16 protein-coding genes and 1 tRNA gene are annotated in these 19,370 nt (G+C 44.6%); 4 read left to right on the forward strand and 13 right to left on the reverse strand.

Translation table 11 applies throughout. The annotated features are described in order from the left end of the window. Nucleotides 1-2,447: HAD-IIIC family phosphatase (locus DXZ20_RS05715; protein WP_250565640.1), on the forward strand; the 2,447-nt coding region annotated here is incomplete at its 5' end. Nucleotides 2,448-2,479: 32 nt separating this feature from the next. Here the strand turns inward: DXZ20_RS05715 and DXZ20_RS05720 are convergent. The 12 genes from DXZ20_RS05720 to moaC form a co-directional block, all read right to left on the reverse strand. Further along, nucleotides 2,480-3,400 (reverse strand): glycosyltransferase, encoded by a 921-nt coding sequence (locus DXZ20_RS05720; protein ID WP_163696940.1) that lies wholly within the window; start codon nt 3,398-3,400, stop codon nt 2,480-2,482. Nucleotides 3,401-3,962: 562 nt separating this feature from the next. After that, nucleotides 3,963-5,048, reverse strand: coding sequence for a glycosyltransferase (locus DXZ20_RS05725; RefSeq protein WP_250565641.1), 1,086 nt, complete (start codon nt 5,046-5,048; stop codon nt 3,963-3,965). Nucleotides 5,049-5,168: 120 nt separating this feature from the next. Next, nucleotides 5,169-6,149 carry a glycosyltransferase family 2 protein gene (locus DXZ20_RS05730; protein ID WP_163696944.1) on the reverse strand — a complete coding sequence of 327 codons (981 nt, stop codon included), beginning with the start codon at nt 6,147-6,149 and terminating at the stop codon, nt 5,169-5,171. 18 nt (nt 6,150-6,167) lie between these two features. Continuing rightward, nucleotides 6,168-7,106, reverse strand: coding sequence for a hormogonium polysaccharide biosynthesis glycosyltransferase HpsE (hpsE, locus tag DXZ20_RS05735; RefSeq protein ID WP_163696946.1), 939 nt, complete (start codon nt 7,104-7,106; stop codon nt 6,168-6,170). Between the two features lie 18 nt (nt 7,107-7,124). Beyond that, on the reverse strand, nt 7,125-8,912 hold the full coding sequence (hpsE, locus tag DXZ20_RS38445) for a hormogonium polysaccharide biosynthesis glycosyltransferase HpsE (protein WP_163696948.1): 1,788 nt from the start codon (nt 8,910-8,912) through the stop codon (nt 7,125-7,127). 419 nt (nt 8,913-9,331) lie between these two features. Further along, entirely contained in the window at nt 9,332-9,928 is a 597-nt protein-coding gene (cbiT, locus tag DXZ20_RS05745) for a precorrin-6Y C5,15-methyltransferase subunit CbiT (protein ID WP_006516988.1), read from the reverse strand. A 58-nt stretch (nt 9,929-9,986) separates the two neighbouring features. Then, a complete protein-coding gene (locus tag DXZ20_RS05750; protein WP_163696949.1) occupies nt 9,987-11,438 on the reverse strand; it encodes an aminotransferase class I/II-fold pyridoxal phosphate-dependent enzyme in 1,452 nt (483 codons plus the stop codon). Nucleotides 11,439-11,595: 157 nt separating this feature from the next. Beyond that, on the reverse strand, nt 11,596-12,036 hold the full coding sequence (locus tag DXZ20_RS05755; protein WP_163660009.1) for a hypothetical protein: 441 nt from the start codon (nt 12,034-12,036) through the stop codon (nt 11,596-11,598). 227 nt (nt 12,037-12,263) lie between these two features. Continuing rightward, entirely contained in the window at nt 12,264-13,700 is a 1,437-nt protein-coding gene (locus tag DXZ20_RS05760; protein ID WP_163696951.1) for a hypothetical protein, read from the reverse strand. Nucleotides 13,701-14,371: 671 nt separating this feature from the next. Next, nucleotides 14,372-14,680 (reverse strand): DUF3181 family protein, encoded by a 309-nt coding sequence (locus tag DXZ20_RS05765; protein WP_163660011.1) that lies wholly within the window; start codon nt 14,678-14,680, stop codon nt 14,372-14,374. Nucleotides 14,681-14,777: 97 nt separating this feature from the next. Then, nucleotides 14,778-15,047, reverse strand: coding sequence for a 2TM domain-containing protein (locus DXZ20_RS05770; RefSeq protein WP_163660012.1), 270 nt, complete (start codon nt 15,045-15,047; stop codon nt 14,778-14,780). Nucleotides 15,048-15,065: 18 nt separating this feature from the next. Continuing rightward, a complete protein-coding gene (gene moaC / locus DXZ20_RS05775; protein WP_163696953.1) occupies nt 15,066-15,590 on the reverse strand; it encodes a cyclic pyranopterin monophosphate synthase MoaC in 525 nt (174 codons plus the stop codon). Nucleotides 15,591-15,639: 49 nt separating this feature from the next. On the opposite strand from moaC, the gene DXZ20_RS05780 reads away from it, so the two are divergent. Then, a tRNA-Arg gene (locus DXZ20_RS05780) sits at nt 15,640-15,712 on the forward strand. On the opposite strand, the gene DXZ20_RS05785 is transcribed toward DXZ20_RS05780, so the two are convergent. Then, entirely contained in the window at nt 15,713-17,005 is a 1,293-nt protein-coding gene (locus DXZ20_RS05785) for an MFS transporter (RefSeq protein WP_163660016.1), read from the reverse strand. Nucleotides 17,006-17,159: 154 nt separating this feature from the next. On the opposite strand from DXZ20_RS05785, the gene DXZ20_RS05790 reads away from it, so the two are divergent. Both DXZ20_RS05790 and DXZ20_RS05795 read left to right on the forward strand, forming a co-directional pair. After that, nucleotides 17,160-17,678 (forward strand): DUF1643 domain-containing protein, encoded by a 519-nt coding sequence (locus DXZ20_RS05790; RefSeq protein WP_163696955.1) that lies wholly within the window; start codon nt 17,160-17,162, stop codon nt 17,676-17,678. Between the two features lie 353 nt (nt 17,679-18,031). Next, nucleotides 18,032-19,342 carry an ATP-binding protein gene (locus DXZ20_RS05795; RefSeq protein ID WP_163696957.1) on the forward strand — a complete coding sequence of 437 codons (1,311 nt, stop codon included), beginning with the start codon at nt 18,032-18,034 and terminating at the stop codon, nt 19,340-19,342. Nucleotides 19,343-19,370: the final 28 nt, after the last annotated feature.

The following is a 19,370-nucleotide window of genomic DNA, read 5'->3' on the forward strand; positions in this document are numbered from 1 at the left end:
ATGAAGCTGGCTTCCTGTTGTGTCTATGCAGTAAAAACGTTGAAGAAGATGTTTGGCAGGTATTTGATCAGCGGGACGATATGCTCTTGGGTCGTGAACACCTGGTAGGTTGGCGCATTAACTGGCAGCCCAAATCAGAGAATTTGCGTTCTCTAGCCACAGAACTCAACCTGGGGCTAGACAGTTTTATCTTCATTGATGATAACCCAGTAGAATGTTCGGAAGTACGGGCGCACTGCCCCGAGGTACTTACGCTACAGCTACCTGAAGAGCCCGACCAATTTTCTCAATTTCTCAACCATATTTGGCCCTTAGATACCCTCAAGGTTACTGAAGCAGACAAAAATCGTACTCAACTTTACCAACAAAACGCGGCTCGTAAGCAATTCGAACAACATTCCATAGACTTTAAGACCTTTATTGACGGGCTACAGCTGGATATCAATATCGCCGCTCCTACGCCAGAGCAGTTTTCTCGTGTCTCTCAGCTAACTCAACGCACGAATCAGTTTAACGCTACAACATGTCGATATAGCGAATCAGAGATACAGAGACTGTGTCAGACCGATAGCGGATATGGCTGCCGCGCTGTGACTGTTAAAGATAGGTTTGGGGACTATGGTCTCGTCGGGGTCATGATCTTCCAAAGACAGGCACACACATTAAATGTCGATAGCTTTTTACTCAGCTGCCGTGTCTTAGGTCGTGGAGTAGAACACCAAATGTTGAAGCATCTGGGTGAGGTTGCGGCCAATGACGGCCTGAATACAGTTACTCTAAACTATCGGCCCACATCTAAAAATTTACCAATTGCAGAATTCTTCACATCTGTTGGCCATTCCTACCAACAAGATACCCATGAAGGCTGCCAGTACGAACTCCCCCTAGAAGTTAGTCAAAATCTAAGCTTCAACTCCAGTGCCTCCACTCAACCATCAAAGGCAAAGGAAAACGTGCCTAGGGCAGAGCAAAACAATCCTATGGTTGCACAACAACAAAGCAAATCAGAACAATGGGCTCACATTGTTCATCATCTATGGCAGCCCATACAAGTACTTAATAACCTTACCGAGCAGCACCAGAGAAAACGCGCCCATGACGATAACTGGAGTGAGCCCAAAACAACCATAGAGAAAAAACTCAGTGAGATATGGAGTAAGGTTTTACGGATTGATAGAGTGAGTCTCAACGATAATCTATTTGACTTAGGTTGCACATCTTTACTCGCGGTAAACGCGTTTACCGATATCGAGACAATCTTGGGCAAGCGTTTACCGATATCAACACTTCTGGATGCACCCAACATAGCAACCTTAGCGAGCAAGATTAATCAGCATCAAGATCAGACATGGCATCCTTTAGTCACTGGACAAGTTGGTGGTAGTAAGCTTCCTCTCTACATCGTACATGGTGGCTATGGTGACATTCTAAGCACGGTAAAAATTGTTGCCCACCTAGATAATGAACAGCCAGTCTATATTCTACGAGGGATTGGACTAGATGGCCAACAACAACCATTACCGTCAATTGAAGCCATGGCCAGCGCTTACATTCAGGCAATTAAAGAGAAGCAGCCTCAAGGACCTTATCAATTAGTAGGGCAGTGTTCTGGTGGTATTGTTGCCTTTGAAATGGCACAGCAGCTCACCAACCAAGGTGATATTGTTGAATTTTTAGGTTTGTTAGACACGCCACATCCTCAACTGGAAAATCACTTTACTAACCGGCTACGATACTATTTTCATCGTCCCACCTACCGTCACCACCAATGGGATCGCAGTTATTACTTGTTTACAGGGATTTACTACCTACGTCATCTGAGAGTATCATTTAACTATCATCTAGACGAATTACGTAAACACACCTTGGTAGAGCAACTGCGGTATGTTGGCAGAAAGCTGAGTCAAATAAGCTCTAAACTAATAAATATCAAGGGTTTGACAACAGCTACCCAAAATATAGAGCAGCAAAATAAAGGTGAGATAGCTACCGACCAACTAGCACCAGTTATAACTAATACTCAAAACAATACACATCATTCATTAGCTAAGCAGAGACTGATCAAGGACGAGTTCTTCGAGGTTTTTCTGCGAGCTCAGAAGGACTATGTTCCAAAGACCTACACTGGCAATATCAACTTCTTCTTAGCTCTGCAGCAAAGCTTTGTACCTAAGCATCCTCCTTCATCATTAGCGTCCTTAAAGGCTAATCTAGGTCCCGTTCAAGATCGCAAAAAGCTATTATTTGGATGGGATACTTTAGTATCAAAAGGAAAGTTCTATATCTGGGATGTTGACTGCCCACATCCAGCAATGTTTGAAGATCCTTACATTCAACAACTGGGCAAGACAATACAAATAGCTCTTGATACTTCAAAAACCAGTCCAGAAATCAACAATGATAGTAAGCCAAAAGATATGGATATGATATCCACGGTCATATCCTAAGAACTGTTCCGGGCAGGCTGTTGCTAAACATTTTATTGATCTATCCCAGCATGAATCAAGTATTGTTTTTTGCCTGCCTCATGGCCTACTCGCCAACCAAAACTAAAAAACCATACAGCCAGATCAGCTTTACTACGAATTTGTAGCAGTCCCTTAATCAGTAAACGCCACGCCATCACACTTTTCGATAAAGGTCGAGGTGACATCCCAATTGCTTTATATCTCTCATAAAGAAAGACTTGACAGTGCGCATAGGAGTACGCTTGTTTATAGATTCCTACTAGCGAATGGCGTAGGCGATAGTGAACAATAGCCTCAGGGATATACTTAATACCCGATCCTTGCAGCTGAGCCTGTCGACAATATTCAAAATCTTCACAGGTAAACAACGTTTCGTCAAACCCTCCAATTTTCTCGTGAACCTCTCGCTTAACCCCCAAATTACAGCTCGCCGTATAAGGATAATCAGGAGATAATTTACTGTGCAACAAACCATCGGCTAACATTTCACGCTCCTGCCCCCCCAAACGAGACTTAATGACCCAAGATGGGTTGAGCTTTTTAAGTTCGCAACCACCCCCCACCAAATCGTACTTTTCCAGTGCCGTTCCCATCGCAGCAACCCAACCAGAAGCCACTTCATCATCAGCATCACAAAAGGCTATGCTCTCACTTGCCGCAGCGCTCACGCCTTGATTACGAGCATAGGCTGCTCCTTTACGTTCATAAGCCTCAATAATCCTCAGATGTGGGATCCTCTCCATATAATCTCTTGCAATTTCTAGGGTGCGATCAGTCGATCCATTATCTACAATGATCGTCTCCCACAATTTGTCCCATTGCTGCTGAACCAAAGCATCCAATTGTGCACCCAGCGTATCCGAGACATTAAAACACGGAATCACAACACTCAATTTCATACTACACACTCTCAAAAATTCATCTTGAGCCACCTCAAATCTAGCAGTCTTACACTAACTTGGATGCATCATGTTGCCAGAGGTGATAAAAGTTATCGATTTCAGCTTTACTACATTTTTTTAACTTGGGGAAATCGTCAGATTTGGTGCAGGTGTTCAGAGAGAAATTTCACAGCTTGCTTGAATTTCTCATAGAGCATTCCTTTTTTCTCTCTTATACAAAATCTTGACTGATAGCGCCCGGTATCGAAGGGCATGGCTTCGACGGTGAGCTCAGCCGAACCGCACAAGGGAGTGCCCCTACAGGATTATCCATTTTTAATCGGGTTTAGTGAATTCGGATTTGGTATTATTAGTAATCCACAACTTTTATATCTTTAGCGCCTAGAAAGTCACGCAGTATAGCTTCAGAAAATATACCAAGCTTTCCTCACTTTAAAACCAAGCATGCGACATGATCAGATAAGTGAATAATGCTGTCCAAAATATTGACTATGCATAATATGTTCGTCAATTCTACGAGAGTTAAAAATCGCTTTTTATAAATCTTTATTCCTCTATCGATCACTAACGGCGATAAGATGTCTGCGAACAACTATTTATCACCAATAAGGTCAGCTTTAACGCTATTCAACACCTGGGCAATGGATTGATGATAATTCTTTACAGAGAAGGTTTGCAGAACCTTTTTTCTTGTCTTATTCCAATCAACTTGATAGGCTGTTTGCTTGTAAATTTGAGTGATCGTGTCAGCCATTACCTCCGGTGAAGCTTCGCAGGCCCAAAAATCTACATTAGGATCAAAAAACTCTTTAAGAGCAGGAGTAGACATCGTCAAGGTTGGAATACAAAGTGTCAAAGATTCAATCAACTTATTAGGGACAGCTGCCCGTGCTTTCTCAGTGTCGCCAAAAATTCCAAGGGCTAAATCACAGTTTTCCACAAGGTAACGTGGCAATGAATCATCCGTGAATTTCAAGTCTTGGCGTAAGGTGACTACTTGTTTTAATCCCAGTTCCTCAATCTGTGTTTCGTAAGTATTGAGCAGATATTCTCGACCTTTAGGCGGAATACCAAATAGTTGACACGAAAATTTAACCTGGTTATTTTGCAGTTTGTGGAGTGCTTCTAAAATAGTTGGAATTCCATGACTAGGAATTAACGTACCCCACCAACAAATCCGTAAACAATTATCCTGAATAGTATTGTGTTGATATTCTGTTAGCTTAGATTCACAAAATAGTGGCGCGATCGCAATTTTATCTTCTACCAATTTAATATCAAAAATCTTTTCCCAATAGCTCAACTCATACCGTGACAGATGAATGATACGGTCAGCTGCTGAGAGAGCCAGCCGATCATGGGCAAATAGTAACTGAGCTGACTTGCTATCAGCAGAAACATCTTGCTTTTCACGTACCCGTGTGTCATAGGCTGATATATACATCTCAACAACTAGCTTAGTTTTAAACAAACGGCTAGCCCATATAACTGGAGTAATTAGATTACTATTTAGGGGCAGTAAATAAATAACATCCGCTAATGCTGCTTGAACAAATAAGTCAACCAAGTAGTAACTAGATAAAAGTATACGTAGAGCTTTTGTGAGCAGATCTTTTTTTTCACCCAGCTCATAGAAAAACTCAGGCGATATAAACGATATTCGATAGCCCGAATCCAACAGATATTTAAACAGATTTTGAGAACGATAGGCTCCAAAAACATTGCCATACAGTAAAATTTTGAGCCGTTTTTTAACTATCGCCATAAAGAACCCTACATACTTTTATTGGATCAATAACTAATTAGCATTAGGCCTCACATAACTGCTTTTCAGCTGCTCTAAAAGAATGCGTGGCGACTGGTCTGGAAAAGCTCCCAACAGCAGTATTTTCATACTGGCAGAAAACAACGTTTTAGGTTGTCTAAATAGTGATTTATCATGCATTAGGCAATTCCAGAGAAACTTAATGGCCAATAGGGACTTTTTTCGATCCCCATCAAAACTATTTTCTGGAGCATCCAAAACTTTGAACAATAAATAGCGATAGAAGTTAGCAATACACTTAGGCTTCAAATATTGAAGGTTTTCAGGCACCTGATCAAAAACTTGCTCAATAATCCGTAACCGGGTTTGCTCATGTCGGGTTAAGTTAAACGATTTAGAACTAGCAGAAATTCGATAAAGCACCTGAACTTCAGGAACCAAAACAAACTCATAGTCTTTCGCAAGACGGACCCACATCTCCCAATCCTCATTAGTCAATAGGGCTGTGTTAAAACCGCCAGCATCTTGAAATACCTGCTTCCGTACTAGAGGCGTAGAGCCAGACTCCAAAAAATTCCCAAGCAGCAGTTTCTGATAGACATTGCCGGTATATTTGGGGTGTCTGCCGTTACGCAAGAATGTCCCCGCTTCATCGATACAATCAACCCAGCTGTAGGCTACAACTGCTTGCGGAGATTGCTGTAATGCTGTCACCTGAGACATGAGCTTATCTGTAGTCCAGAGATCGTCTGCATCCAAAAAAGCAATAAAATCTCCAGAGGCATGACTTACTCCACGGTTTCGACTAAAGGAAACACCAGAATTTTCATAGGAGAAGACTTTAATGCGTTGATCATTAATTGCAGCAATTTTATCTAACGTAGAATCTTGAGAACCATCATTGACAACAATAACTTCAAAGTCGACAAACGTTTGCTTTAAAACTGACTGTAACGTCTCAGCAATCGTCCTTTCACTATTAAAAACAGGAACAATAACAGAAATCAAAGGCATCGGAATACCTCAATAGTCTTATGCGGACGGATTCGCTAGCTTTTTTCTTAACAAATAAAATGGGCTCAAAAAACCTCCAATAAAGAACACGAGTTCACACATGAGGACGACATCATCTCGAATTTGAAAGCGGTATTGCACTAAATGCCTGACTATGCGTTTTAGATTACCAAGAAATATACGACTGACAATAACAGGGACCTGCCATACACTGACATTGATTAATCGCAATTCGCAAATACAACTACCTACGGTATGAGAGAGCGAGAGTAATGCTTCTTTCTCTAGACGTTTTTGAGGAATATGATGATAAATATGCATATCGGGGTTATACCAAATTTCCCACCCCTGACGATGCATGCATATTGAAATCTCAAAATCATTTCCACCCCGGGTAGTGCGTTGTAACTGAGCCGGAACAGCCTCAAGCCACGCCTGTTTGTAAATGACTAACCCTGCACCTGGTGGCAAAATCAACACATCAGGTTGATAGAGATGGGGATTAGGCCCTCGCTCTTTAATGGCTAAGAATGATTTTATCCGTTCAAAGTTCTCGGGTGGCGGCACCTCAAAATCACCGTGAATTTGGCCACCATAAGCGCCTGCATGAGGATGCTGCGCTCCAAAATGATAAGCCGCTGTAACCCAATTTTGATCCGGAGCAGTGTCATCATCCAAAAAGCCAACCCACTTACCGTTAGCGGCTTCTACTCCACATTGACGGGCATAGGCTAATCCTTGTCTAGGTTCAGTTACATAGCGCAAAGGCATAGTCGTTAGCCAATTTAGTTGATAGCCTTCAATGACCGCAGCAGTCCCATCAGTACTGTTGTTATCCACAATAACGACTTCCCAGGCAAAGGAGTCAGAGATATTCTGAGAACGCAACGCATCCAACACCCTTGGTAATCGTTGCGCGCCGTTATATGTAGGAATAACAACCGTAAAATCAACCATAGTTCAGCATTGCACCTCTTAAGTCAATGGAGTTGGCTTAGATAAATAATATCCTTGCAGATATTGAATGCCTACAGATTGAAGCTGCTCCATAATCGCTTGGGTCTCCACGCCTTTAGCAACTAATTGAATATTACGCTGCTGACTAAAGTGAACCCAATCGCCTAATTTTGGGCTAGCAGAGACAACCATCCTGGAGCTGAGCTTCAAACAGTTTACCGGCAACTGCATAAGATCAGAGGAGATCTCTAAGTCATCGGGAATCTCATCTATGGTCACATATAATCCCAATGCCTTCATACAATGAACCAGCGTTGTCGCTGCTGCAAGGTGATTCATACACACCGAAGCCGGAATCTCAAAGTATAAACTCCCAGATTTGAGTTGATAACGTTCAATCTGTTCTTCTAAAAAGTGAGACAAACTAGGATCGCATACACTAACCGCTGACAAATTAACTGAGTAGGTTGCCTCCACAGGTTTAGCAGCTAATCTTCTACAAACTTGCTGAATGACACGACGGTCTAAGGTGCGCATCAAGCCATAACGTTCTGCCGTCGGGAAAAAGCTAGCAGGAGGCACCAATCTCTCCTCAGAAGAGTGACAACGCAAGCGCAATAAGATTTCATGATGGCAAGGAGTAGCTAGATTGTTGTCCAACGTTGTTGACGCGTCGAGAAAAACAATCGCCTGTTGATGTAGAACAAGTTGGCGTTCCTCAAATGCATCTGTTAAACGTTGTAGCCACTGCTGACGTTCAGGCAGTTGGGTCTTATCTACTCGATTTTGCCAAAAGTCTCGGGATGCTTTTTTTAGTAAAAAGCTAGGACTAACCACAGTACTGGTCAGCAATGCTCGCTCACAGGCAGTCACTGTGGTCAGATTATGCTGACGCGGCCCATTCTTTAGATAATGGAGAGCCAGTTTGCGCAAATCATTGGCTATGTACGCAGGTATTTTGAAAAGGCGTTGCCAATCTTTAGTGCCTAACCAACGAATATAAAATCGACTTAAACCAACACAGCGAAACAGTGAAACCAGATACTCTTGTTGAAGACGCTTACCAGGAATCTGATGATTCACTACCATGTTGGAGTTATACCAGATCTCCCAGCCTGCCCTCTGAATATGAAGCATGGCTTCTAAGTCTTCACTGGCAAGGCCAGCATTTTTACCTTTATGATTCAGAAATAGGCGCTCTGGGACTGCATCGAGCCATGCTGTCCTGCGAACAGCTAACCCAGCAGCTGGCGGCAAAATCTTAGACTTTGGATCATATAGATGGGGTTGATTACCCCGTTCAACAATGGCTAAAAAACACGCAATATGCTCAAAACCATCTGGCAAAGGACCTTGAAAATCACCATGAATTTGACTGCCAAAGGCCCCTGCTTGGGGATGAGCCTCAGCAAACTGTTGAACATTGCTCAACCAATCATGGGCTGGAATATTGTCATCATCTAGAAAGGCAACAATATGTCCATGGGCTTCGATTACGGCTCTTTGTCTAGCAAATGCTGCTCCCTGCTCCGCAACAAAACAGTATCGTAATGGATGCTCCTGAGGCCAGGTACTCTGGTAATCTGCCACTACATCGACGGTGCGATCGCAACTATTATTGTCACAGACAATGACTTCCCAATGCAGATCGGATACCCCTGCCTGCTGTTGAAGGCGCTCCAGCACCTGAGGAATACGCTCAGCACCGTTATAGGTAGGAATAGCAACGGTAATATCCAAACAAGGTTGCCGAGATTCAACCGAGGACTCAGTCGCCTTATTCGGTTGAGAATCAACGGTCATCATGACTAGAGGCCGAAGGTCTTATGTAACAACATTTAGTAAAAGCTGCGTTGCCTTTACCCAAAATTTCAGACATCAGATAACTACCAATTAGCTGCCATGGAGCAACCCAAAAAAGTGGACAGTAATTATCGAGCAAAGTCGATAAACGCGCAGACGCTCTATGGTGATGGTGGTTTGAAATATGTAGATTGAGAAATATCAAGTTTGATAGTCCCTAGATTCATTACAACACATGGGTCAGCCCAAGGAAAGTCACCTACAAGGACAGTCATTGACAGCAACTTCAAATGACTGTCGGGGGATAGCCAGCCCCACTTAATCAAAAAGAGTAACGTGCAAAGTCATCTTCATGGTTTTTACAGACTCCATTAGATCTATTTCTAAAACGGACCCAGCCATTCATACTGAGTCCATCCACCTTAAAACTTTTCACCACTTAGGATAAATATTGGCACAATCGGCTTTAATACCTGATTCGAGCCACGGGTTTCTAAGCGGCTACCCCCGGTTTGAACGACTTCTATATTTCTGACCTGTAAATCTGCAAAGCTCTCAGAAATTGCATAGAGCGATTGAAAATTTCCTGCTGTCACGACGAGCCGACCATGGGACGCAAGTTTATGCCAGGCGTCAGTTAAGAGAGGTTTTAGGTCTCGTCCACCTTCTACCAAGATTGAGTCAGGCGTATGGGGCAGGCTGTCGAAGCAGTCGGGAGCATTACCAACGACAACATCGACATTAGATATCTCAAACCGCTGACAGTTATTTTTGATCAGGGTTGCTACGTCCTCATCTCGCTCCACCGCCACAATTGAGCCCTGGGGACAGAGCAACGCTGCTTCTACCGTAATGGTCCCAGTGCCTGCCCCAATATCCCAAAGCACAGCCTTAGGTCCTAATCGGAGAGCACTAAGAATGGCCAATCGCACCTCACGTTGGCTCATGGGAATACCAGGTAGCTGCTCAAAAAAACGATCGGGAATACCGGGGGTAGCGTAGGGCCAGAGGGGCTCCATGGAAATCTGCCTTAAAACGCTGGAATAGCCTGAGGATAGCGCTGTTCTGAAAGTCTGACTAGGGTCTGATTACAGAGGAGCCATGATCGACCTGCAAAACCCTAACGGTTCGTAGAGAGGAATCTGCCAGACCACTCAGATGGGCACCTGCTGCTTGAGCTGTCTGTAGAGTCATCAGCACAGTCTCTGTAATTAGCTCTCCTGGCATGAGGCTAGGGATACCAGGCGGGTAGATAGAGACCGTATCGGCACTTAAGCGACCAATCACATTATCTATTTCGCAAACTTCTGTGGCAGCAAAAAAAGCCTCACGGGGAGAGAGCCCCGTCAATGGCATTTCCACATAGGGTTGAGCTTTTTTGACTGCACCTGTGGCAGGCAGTTGCAATAACCCTTGAACCAATCGCTCAATATCTTGGATCGAATTGCCAAGACTAATGATGAAGGTTAGCTGGTGCAATGTCGGTAATTCAGCCGTCACACCCCGTTCATGTAACCACATGTCGGCGGCAAATCCAGTCGTATCCATAGCAGAAACATCTACTGTCAGACGCGTTAGGTCTTGTTGAAAGCTGCCGTCAGACACATTCAAAACCGGTAGCGGACTATGACGCAACTGCTCACGTGCCGTTCTAGCCAGGGCAAGGGTTCGTTCCATCAGTGACCGACCATGGGTTGCCATCTGATGACGGGCGGCATCTAAAGAACCGAGCAGTAGATAGCTAGGGCTACTGGATTGGGTGATGCGTAGTGCTTGATTCAAACGGTTGCGATCGCATCGTGTTCCTTGCACATGCAGCAATGCAGCCTGGGTAAATGCAGCCAAAACCTTGTGGGCTGAGTGAATAACTATATCCGCCCCTCCACTGAGGGCAGATGGCGGCAAATTAGCATGAAACACAAAATGAGGACCATGGGCCGCATCCACAATCAAAGGAATGTCATAGCTATGGACAACGGCTGCGATGGCAGCAATATCGCTGCACACGCCTTCATAGGTGGGTGATACCACCAACACGGCCTTGACATCGGGATGATGATTTAGGGTGGCTGCGATCGCATCCGCCGTAACCCCCAAAGCCATTTGCCAACCGGGTTCGTAGGTTGGAGACACCCAAACGGGCATGGCTCCCGATAAAATCAGCCCAGAGAGTACTGACTGATGAGCATTACGCGGCACAATGACTTTGTCACCCGGCCCACAGGTGGCTAGCAGGGCTGCTTCAATGCCGCAGGTGGAACCATTGACCAAAAACCAAGTTCTCTCTGCACCAAAAGCTAGAGCCGCCAACCGCTGAGCCTCTAAAATGACAGACTCAGGGGAAAACAAGTCATCGAGTTCAGGCAGTTCAGGCATATCTACGCAGAAGACATCGCCACCAAAAACCTGCTGGTGCAACGAAGATATTCCGTGCCCACCTTTATGCCCAGGGGTATAAAAAGCAGCACCTTGTCGTCGTGCACAATCCTGCAAAGCAGTAACGAGTGGTGCACTGGCTTGGGACAGCATGGCAATTTTATCTGTGAATAAAATCAATCATCAAAAAAGCACCAGGGTTAGTGAGAACCCAAGTGCCTACTTTGACCAAATACCAAGAAGACTAACGCAATCAATCACTCAACAACAGGGCTAACTAAGCCCTTAGAGCGATCAACACATGACCAGCCTATCGTCGTATCTTTTTAGCCATGTTGCGGAACATATCCATGCTGGTGTCAGGTGCTGGACGAACATCTTGCTCTTGAGATGCAGCAGGGGCCGCTGGTGTAGATGCAGCAGACTCAGAATCACTAGTTGTAGGCACGTCAGCAGAAGCCGCTGCGGCAGGAGCAGGAGCTACAGGAGTACTAAAAGCAGAAGCACCAAAGCTAGCAGTTGCAGGCTTAACCGCTTCTCCTACTGCCTTGCTAGTGCTAGAGGAAATGCTCTTAACACTCTCCAGCTCTTCTTGACCTTTTTTCTTAGCGAATGTGCGACGGACTACGACCTCTTTCCGCATGAAGTCGATGTCACCAAAGGTTTTAGCTTCATCTTCGGTCAAAAAATAAGCCTCTTTTGGTTGAGGACCTTGATTTTTTTTGCCGCCCAAGAAATCAAATAATCCCATAATTCTTTTGTGTAACGAATGGTAGCCATTAGGTTGTTTTATATTAACTTTTACTAGCCGTTCTCAGAAACGTTATTTCTTTAAGTTTCGTAAAGACGTCGCTGAAGCTTTTTTCTTGATTATGCTGAAAGCCTCATGAATAAAAGAAATCCGGCTGCCAACGCAGACAGCCGGACAATATTTTCCAGAACCAATAACCGCTCGTTTATGAGCCAAAATTTATTTTGTTAAGCCAGTAGACTAGATGCATTGGTCAAAACATCTTCTACTGCTGACAAAGCAATTGCGCCTGAAAGTTGGCCAAGGGATGTATCAAGATTGATAGATGCGATTCCATCCTGTAAGGTCAATGCCCCGGTGGTGGAATCGATTATACTACTGGCCTGTAGGATGAGGTCATCAAAGGCAGCCGCCACTTCAAATTCCCCAAAGTCGCTGACAATATTGCCAGCAATTTCACCTGCATCAATCGTCAACTCACCCCTTAGATCTTCAGTCAAGGCACTTGCTAGTTGGCTAGCCAGAGGCCCCACCTCAAAGGTTGTTGAGAAATCACCAATCGGCAGACCATCAACACCCGCTGTAAATGCCCCTGAGCCCTCCGATAGAGACAGTTCTCCAGAGAAAGCTTCAAGCGGTAAAGCCAGAAGCGTACTAGGAATGGGTATACGCACAACACCCGCACTCCAATCTAGCTCAGCATCAACCCCTGCAAGCATGTCACCGGGTAGCTCAAACTGAGCATCCTCAGGAAATTCGATGCTGGTATCTAGAGCTCCAAACGGCGTTGTTAAATCAAGGTCGAGATCTCCCCCTGCAAAATCGATCGTGCCGACAAAGTCGCCAAGGGCTGTATCGATATCAACATTGAGAACGCCGTTGGCAAAGGGTAACGTCACCTCTGCGCTGGTAAACAGACTAGTTAGGCTGTCCGTCAAGGTCTCAGTGATGTCCAGACTCAAGGTATAGTCATTGCCATCAATGGTGACATCCCCTGTGAATTGACCGTCACTCAAACTGGCACTACCTGTAATCCCTGCTAGAAAATCGCTGGCATCTTCAAGCAGATCATCAAAGGCGTCATCAGAGAACTCGATGGTGAACGAACGCAGTATCCCGTCCTGGGTTAATTCTCCTGACAAGTTAGGACCATCAATTGTGATGGTGCCTGTACTATCAATCAGGTCTTCTACAAAATCCACCCCTTGCTCTAGAAACGGAGTAATTGATAGTTGACTGAGATCAGGAGCGATCTCGTTAATGAGGTCGCTGACATCAGTCAACAGCCCTAACAGTTCATCGTCTGATAGTGATGGCAGCATCACTTCAAAAAAGTCCACAACATCACTCAGAACATCGGCAATCGTCGCATCTTCGGGCAGTTCTGCGATGAAGTTAACAATATCCTCAACGACATCGCTGACATCGACAGTTTCAATATCAACTCCAAGATTCGTTAGAGTCTCCACCACCAGTGAAGTCGTTGAACCAACGACTTGATCAACATCTGCGATCGCATCATTCACAGAATCTGTAATATCTGCGATCAAGCTATCAAAATCGATATTTGGTAGTAATGCTACAAAAGCGCCTAAAGGATCGGCGCTTGAATCGTTGACGGTAGCTAAAGGCTGATTAAAAAGTGATAAAACGTTAGCGTCCACAGATGCTTCCCTATCCTGGTAAACAACTCAAATAGACACACGCCAAATAGGCGCGTTAAAGCGATTTTTCATTCAACGTTGCCCCCTTACAGTCTAGGGTAGACCTCGAAATTCAACAGCAATTCAAGCGACCCTAATCTAATGGAATGTCAGGTCTAGATTGAAGCCTATGGCTACCATTGTCTGATACGAGATCCCAACTGGTTTTCATCAATGACCAGTGTGGGTACAGATATTGAAGGTGCGCACAAAACACCATACTTAAGCAGCTATTGCCATTGCTGATTGAAGCGAAACACCGAGCTAGCAAGATTGATCTGCATCAACATTTTTCAGCTTCAATCTTCCAAAAGATCAGCAACAATCAATTACCTATTTCGAGTGAAGGGAACTTAATTTTAAACAAGCAGTAGAAGCCAAGTAGATAGCCGAAAGTAAACGTCCCCAACACCGCTGGTTTCGACTCCGCTCAACCAGCTAATTTAGAGAAATGAGGGCTGAGGCTTCGACGGTGAGGCTTCAACGATGAGCCCAGCCGAACCGCTCAGCCGAACTGCGGAGTCGTTCGCGAAGCGTCTCCCACGGAGATAGCCCAGATTGATGGATAGTTTTGTCTATTCACTTACTCCAGCCGACTCGCATTTTTAGCTGAAAACCCAAATCATTGATAGCTATATCTCACTGCGATGACGTTCTAACAGGTCAAGCAAATCTACTTGACACTGAATGGGCACTAAATCACTTAAAGGAAGAGATCGACGACCACCACCTAACTTGACAGTAATGTCCTGCAAAACTGCGACCACACCAGTTTCAGATAAATCACTGTCGGTCACCATCGGATAAAATTTTTCAGCCAGGGTAGTATGCAACGAGGTATCTCGAAGATACAAATGCCACTTGGCAACATCAATGTAAACTGTGTCGCCAATATCCGCCGCTAAGGCTTCAATAACTGCTGCCGCACCGGGGTATGCCATGGTAATTCTCTTTTTAGAGGAAAGTCTCTTGCATTAGGGTAAAAGGTCTGGCTACGGAAATGAACCGTTCGTAAAATGCATTAACAAAATTTTCAATTCATGACGATGGCTTGTCTGAGGGTGCCTCATGTGCAGAGTAGGATGCGATCGCAAATAACCAAACACCATGGACAACCAAAAGCCCCAGCCAAGGTAGCGTTAACTTGGGCAGCCATGGCAGAGTCCCTGGAATAAAACCATGAAAAAACCATAGCCCCGAGTTAAACGCCGTAAACGCCGCCACATGCACAGCAAAATTGATTCTATCTTCTAATTTTCGATAGGCCGGGTCATTACGATCAGGTTTTCGTGGCCACTTAGGAGGCATAGAACACCAAAAAATATGTCATGGATCAATAGTATAGTCCCCCGATTTACCACCAGTTTTCTTCAGCAAACGAATATCCTCAATCTGCATTGACTTTTGTAGTGCCTTGGCCATGTCATACAGGGTTAATGCCGCTACAGAAACCGCTGTCAACGCCTCCATTTCCACACCTGTTTGGCCTGTCGTCTTCACCGTCGCTTGAATTCGATAGCCCGGTCGCTCATCATCAGGTTCCAACGAAATCTCTACCGTTTTAATTGGAAGAGGATGACACAGAGGAATTAAATTAGACGTTTGCTTAGCAGCCATAATGCCAGCAATTCGAGCAGTCCCTAACACATCCCCCTTAGGTACATCACCTGCCTGAATTGCTGCCATCGTTTCAAGCGCCATACGCAAATACCCCTCAGCCACAGCCGTACGGTGAGTCATCGCTTTGCCAGACACATCAACCATTTGAGCCGCCCCACCTCCATCCAAATGAGTTAAGGACGACTGCCTGGATTGATAGGGTACAGAGCCAGTGCCAATCAAAATTGCCATAGAAATCTTGGATAGCGTTGCAACAGTGTGTTAAAGTTTAATCCTGTTAGAGCCTGTAGCTCAGTGGACAGAGCACCTGGCTACGGACCAGGGTGTCGGGGGTTCGAATCCCTCCAGGCTCGTTAAATTGTCGAATGTGGTGTGGCATACACATCTCTACCACCTCTCAGTGAGAACTGAATTGAGTGGTTGATGTCTTTGCTAGACGTAGTGATAAAGATGACTAAACCTACAAGAGTCATTAAGCTAGCTACACCAAAAATATCCCTATAGCTAGCTAAATCAGCAATTTGCCCCATTACTGGGCCCGCTAACGCAATCCCCAAATCAAATCCTGTTAAACAGAGACCAAACATCAAGCCACGGTCAGCGGGCGTTGAGCGATCGGCCATCAGAGCTGCCACCATAGGAATTAGCATGCCACCGCCCATACCTTGTAAAGCAGCAGCAAGCAACACTGCAACTTCACTCTGGGCAAGCCATAGCGCCATCATAGAAATTGAATAAAAAATTAGTCCAAGGGTAATAAACGGTCCACGACCATAACGATCAGATGCCTTGCCGACTAAAAGACGAATCACAAAACTTGAAACTGCAGAAGCTGTGTAAATCAGACCAATATTGAGAGCAAAGTTTGACTCACGGGCATATAGCGGCACAAACGTAGCTAATCCTCCAAAAGCTAGCCCCACCAAAAATAAAATTATGGCTGGCACCCGCACAGCTGGCAGCAGCAGCAACGACCAAAAAGCAGTTTGACGACGCGATAGTATCCTCTCTCGTTGCGGCTCCGCAATCGTAACAGCGCACACCAATCCAATTGCCCCAAGAATCGCCATTAAAAAAAATACCTGAGCAAAGCCTGATCCAGCTTGTAAATAGCCCCCCAAGGCAGGTCCTATAGCCATACCAATCGGATTAACAAGACTCATATAGCCAATTAGCTCTCCTCGCTGCTGAGGTGGAGCAAAATCCGCGACTAGGGCACTGTAAGCGGTCACAAAAGCAGCAATACTTAACCCGTGAAATGCCCTGAATAACATCATCAAGGCAATTGCTGACTTGATACGCCAAACATGGCTACCCAACGAAAACTGCCATATCTTTTCAGGAAAAACAGGTACTAGCCAATACAGTAAGGGAGCGACAGCAATTGCCATCAAACCTAGCAATAACACCGGCTTACGACCACGTTCATCAGTTATACGGGCCATCATTGGCCGCATCGTCAATAAACCAATGGCAAAACTCGCCATCACCAACCCAATTTGCTGACCCGTTGCACCAAACTGCTCAATATATAACGGTAACGCAGGCAATAGCCCTGCCAATCCAGCCCAAAAACACAGCCCAGCGACAAACATCACTATCAAGTTTCGTCTCAGGGTCGGCTCTAAAGTAACAAATACGTTCAAAACAATGCTCCTTAACGGAAGATGCGCCCACCAGGTGTAACCCAAACAGCAAACGATATACAACACGCTTCGTGGCAAGAGTTCACAGCTTTCATTGCCAACGAAAGCGTTTGCAATTACGGACCAACGTTACACTGATTTTCCTGACAGACCAATGTTAACGATTGTAACGAATTCTATAAAAGGAACGGCCACCTTCGATGCGTCTTATCGCTATCGCTATCGCCTCACCCGATCATGGTTAACCGAGGGCCAAAATCTACGTCAGGTCACATTTATTATGCTCAACCCCAGTGAGGCCGATGCAGAAAAGGATGACCCCACCATTCGAGCCTGCTCACAATTTGCCCAAAGATGGGAATATACCCAATTAAATATAGTGAACTTGTTTGCCCATCGCACCTCTCAACCGTCAATTTTGAAGCACATCAACGATCCGATTGGCCCAGAGAATAATCGTTACTTACATGAAGCATCTGCAACAGCGGACGCCGTGATTTTGGCCTGGGGCAATTGGGGCAGCCTGCTCAATCGACACCAAGATGTCCTAGATTTACTTGCCATCCATCACCATAAGTTCTACTGTCTAGCCCGCAACCAATCGGGCCAACCTCGCCATCCTTTATATATCAAACGGACTACTAGACCGACACCTTGGCAGCAAAATTCCTAAAGACAGACTAAGAGATAAAGCAACCCTTCATTCACTCAAAGTGCAGAGGCTTCCATTACGCAAGCATTTAAAATTCTTAACCTTACTTGCAAAGTAATTTAACTTCTTTTTTGCGAAAAGCTTAAACACTTAAAATTGAGGAGCATATAAAGAGATACAGTGTCTAACCTTTCCTGACCGAAGCTACCTGCCTCTTGGCCATAGCTAATATAGCTAGAAAATTTTACTGAATTACGATTCCAACGTTCAACAAATTCTATATGGAATGGAAATACTGTTTTCAACCAGTAATCCTCAACCATAAAGTCAATGCGTCTAATACTTCTGGCACCTTAACTAACTAAATCCTACACATGGACTTCCTTAGATTTTTTGATGCTTGTGATCCCAGCCGCACTCTAATCATCAGTAAGCCAGAGGATCGGCAATATTATGTTGATTTTGCTGAAGTTCGTGGGGGCAAAATTATCGAAGCAATTGAACGCACCATTGCACTTAAATCATTTGGGGGAGAATCAAGCTGCCAGCTTTTTACAGGGCACATTGGCTGTGGGAAATCTACCGAGCTTCGTAGGCTACAAGCTGACTTAGAAGAGCAGGGTTTTTATGTAGTTTATTTTGAATCCTCGCAGGATCTTGATTTAGCAGATGTAGATGTTACGGACATACTATTAGCAATTGCCCATCGCATCAGCATCAGACTTGAGAATATTGGGATTAAACTCAAGCCATCTTATTTTGAAAAACTGTTTAAGGAGGTTTCCGAACTTCTGCAAACACCTATTGAATTTTCAGAATTCGAATTCTCTCTCCCTATTGGGTTAGGAAAGCTGACAGCCCTGACAAAAGAGAGCCCCAAAACCCGTGGACGCCTCAGGCAATATCTTGAACCACTGACAAGCAGCATTCTAGATGCACTGAATCAAGATGTCCTTGGAAAAGCCAATCAAGAACTAAAACTACAAGGCAAAAAAGGCTTAGTTGTCCTCGTTGATAGTCTGGATCGAGTTGACAATAGAGTGAATGATGCAGGACGACCTCAACCTGAATACCTTTTCATTGATAGAGGCGAGCAACTGCGCAAACTAAATTGTCATGTTGTATACACAATTCCGCTATCTTTAACCTTTTCTAACGATCACCAGACGATGATCAATCGATTCGGTGGCGGAGTACTGCCAAAAACTCTGCCAATGGTGCCAGTTCGTCTGCGCAATGGCGATAAATGTGTAGAAGGAATGAATCTACTACGCCAGTTAATTATGGCCAGGGCCTTTCCTGATGCAAAACCTCAAGAATATCAGAGTTTAATCTCAGAAGTTTTTGACGACACAACGACACTAGATAGGCTTTGCAACATTAGTGGTGGGCACGTACGCAACCTTCTAGGCATGCTTTATACCTGTCTGCAAGAACAAGATCCTCCCCTAAAGCGCACTACCCTTGAAAGAGTGATTCGAGAATATGAGGACCGCCTAAAAATGGCTATTACTGAAGATGAATGGCAACTTTTAAATAGCGTAGAAGAGAATAAAATGGTCAGCGGAGAGAAAGGATATCAAATCTTGCTTAGGAGTCTTTTTGTCTTTGAATATCATGACAAAGATGGAGGTAGGTGGTTTGACTTAAATCCATTAATCAAGTCAAATAACCAAAACACTTGACAAGTTATCTGACTTGATTCAACTCTAA

The sequence above is a fragment of the Adonisia turfae CCMR0081 genome (assembly GCF_011009555.1).
Classification (GTDB): Bacteria; Cyanobacteriota; Cyanobacteriia; order Phormidesmidales; family Phormidesmidaceae; genus Leptothoe; species Leptothoe turfae.

Bases quoted from the DNA above. Each gene is read 5' to 3' on its own strand.
- DXZ20_RS05730 (WP_163696944.1), bottom strand. From the start codon at position 6,149: ATGCCTTTGATTTCTGTTATTGTTCCTGTTTTTAATAGTGAAAGGACG.
- hpsE (WP_163696946.1), bottom strand. From the start codon at position 7,106: ATGGTTGATTTTACGGTTGTTATTCCTACATATAACGGCGCGCAACGA.
- hpsE (WP_163696948.1), bottom strand. From the start codon at position 8,912: ATGATGACCGTTGATTCTCAACCGAATAAGGCGACTGAGTCCTCGGTT.
- cbiT (WP_006516988.1), bottom strand. From the start codon at position 9,928: ATGGAGCCCCTCTGGCCCTACGCTACCCCCGGTATTCCCGATCGTTTT.
- DXZ20_RS05750 (WP_163696949.1), bottom strand. From the start codon at position 11,438: ATGCTGTCCCAAGCCAGTGCACCACTCGTTACTGCTTTGCAGGATTGT.
- DXZ20_RS05755 (WP_163660009.1), bottom strand. From the start codon at position 12,036: ATGGGATTATTTGATTTCTTGGGCGGCAAAAAAAATCAAGGTCCTCAA.
- DXZ20_RS05765 (WP_163660011.1), bottom strand. From the start codon at position 14,680: ATGGCATACCCCGGTGCGGCAGCAGTTATTGAAGCCTTAGCGGCGGAT.
- DXZ20_RS05770 (WP_163660012.1), bottom strand. From the start codon at position 15,047: ATGCCTCCTAAGTGGCCACGAAAACCTGATCGTAATGACCCGGCCTAT.
- moaC (WP_163696953.1), bottom strand. From the start codon at position 15,590: ATGGCAATTTTGATTGGCACTGGCTCTGTACCCTATCAATCCAGGCAG.
- DXZ20_RS05790 (WP_163696955.1), top strand. From the start codon at position 17,160: ATGTTAACGATTGTAACGAATTCTATAAAAGGAACGGCCACCTTCGAT.
- DXZ20_RS05795 (WP_163696957.1), top strand. From the start codon at position 18,032: ATGGACTTCCTTAGATTTTTTGATGCTTGTGATCCCAGCCGCACTCTA.